2 protein-coding genes are annotated in these 1,983 nt (G+C 40.3%); one reads left to right on the top strand and one right to left on the bottom strand.

The genetic code is table 11. The features are described 5' to 3' along the window. Nucleotides 1-1,042, bottom strand: a 1,042-nt coding sequence (locus C6H04_RS07795) for a glycosyltransferase (RefSeq protein WP_104732823.1), incomplete at its 3' end; no start/stop codon positions are given. Nucleotides 1,043-1,151: 109 nt separating this feature from the next. Here C6H04_RS07795 and C6H04_RS07790 point away from each other — a divergent pair. Continuing rightward, nucleotides 1,152-1,983: glycosyltransferase family 25 protein (locus C6H04_RS07790; protein ID WP_104732822.1), on the top strand; the 832-nt coding region annotated here is incomplete at its 3' end.

The following is a 1,983-nucleotide window of genomic DNA, read 5'->3' as shown; positions in this document are numbered from 1 at the left end:
CCATAGGGAAGGCTTCATAGTGACTCCCATGTAAGAAGAGTGTGGCATGTTTAAAGAGATCTAGAACCTGATTTCTTTCCACTTGATAGAAAAAATATACTTCTTTAGGTCCGTATTTATCATCTAGTTGAGCCTTAAAATCATTCAGGTTCTCTAAAGTGCAATTTGCATTTAAAGCTCCCACAAAAACTAAGGGGATGCACGCTTGGCTTAGATAGTAGGCCTCTAACACAAAGCTTTGTCCTTTTTCCTTGTAATAATTGGAGATATTGAGACAATAAGGCCTACAGACAAGGTGTTCAAGTGGTATGCTACTATGTCGTCGTGCCGCGACTCCACGGTCAACTAAATCGTTGCAAAAAGTTTTGGGCGGATTGATATCTTTTGCAAAAATCCCATTTGGTAAAATACCCACATGGCAGTAGGGTTTAAGATAAGCATACCCAGGACTACGCTGATGTAAAAAATAGACGCAATCATAATGCTTAAGGGTCTGCTTGAGTTTAGAACGTAACCAAGGAATATAACTGGGATGTCTAAATTTAAAGCCAGAGAGGAGAAATTTTAAGATATTTTTGAGATATAAAGGTATAGATGTGGAAGAGTAGACCAACTCTTGTTCGCCATGGCTTTTTAAGATTTTCTTCTTGGCTCGGCATGAGGGGAGCAAATCATAAAGAAGGTCACAATTCCATTTCCCCACAATTCCAGAACTAATCAGTAAATCGCATGCAAAAGGCACACAGAAATCCCGGTAGGCTTGGGTTTCTCCCACTACACACCCTCGCGTCCAGTCCCAATATATATCAAATTCTATCACGAATAAATTAGGGCTGATTTCGCGCGCTTCTTTACTGATCCCTGCACTAGAGATCATTTGTATAGGACCTTCTCGACAGATTTTTTGCCCATCAAACCTAGAGCCAGTTGCCACAAAAACTACATGTCCTGCCTGTGCTAAGGCCACACTTAAACCATAGTCTGCTATACTCACGCCCGTTTGCAGTGGATAATATTGTTCGGTGTTAAAAAGAATTTTCATAAATGCCCTAGTCTTGCAGATTCGATGATTATAGCATTGGTTCATCTTCTTGGACAAGCTTTTGTTATAATGACTCCACTGAATTAAAATGTGAAATGTAAGGATTTGTATGCTTTTAGACTCCCTGGATATTTACATTATTTCCTTAAAGGATAGTCCAAGGCGTGTTGTTTGCCAGGCTGTTGTGGAAAATCCTCCGCCCAACGACTATTCTTTAGTATTTAACTTCCACATCTTTGATGCAATCGACAAGCATAGCCACTACTTCTCTAAAGACTTAGGCTATGTGGGTTTCATAGAGAACTCCTATTCTCCCGAATGGCTTAAGAGTAGCGATTGGTATCAAGGTTTGTATGGTCGGGAGTTATTCCCTGAGGAACTGGGCTGTTATGCTAGCCATTACATGCTCTGGCTCAAGTGTATCGTGCTTAACCGACCCATTGTCATTCTAGAGGATGATTTTGACCTACAACCCAATTTCTACGAGAGTTTGCTAGATTGTCTCAAAAGCCACTTTGATTTTGTGCGTTTATATGGCAACTTTTGGAAAGCGAATCCAAGTGTATCTGCTATTGCTAATTTAGATGGGTCTGCTTGTACACCTACAAATCCTAAGATTGAAACTCTTCTTAGAGGGCATTTTTTACTAGCAACCTACGAGGTGGATAGCACCTCTGCCTATTATCTCACCCCCAAAGCTGCTAAGGCTTTTGTGAGCTTTAGCCAATACTTTACAGAGCCCGTAGATCAGTTTTTAAATCGGGCATGCCTACACGCTATCCCTAATTTAACTTACATCCCATTGAGTGTGCGCTTTAGCAAACACCACGCTAATTCCACAGTGTTTACGCAAGATAATCTGAGTTTAAGAGAGCAGAGCTATAAACGCGTTTGGATTAGAAAATTCACAAGATTATTTTACCTAATACGCTCAAAAATAC

This window comes from Helicobacter salomonis (assembly GCF_900197775.1).
Classification (GTDB): Bacteria; Campylobacterota; Campylobacteria; order Campylobacterales; family Helicobacteraceae; genus Helicobacter; species Helicobacter salomonis.
Note: the sequence above shows the minus strand (reverse complement) of the source record. Positions and strands in the feature narration are given on the sequence as shown.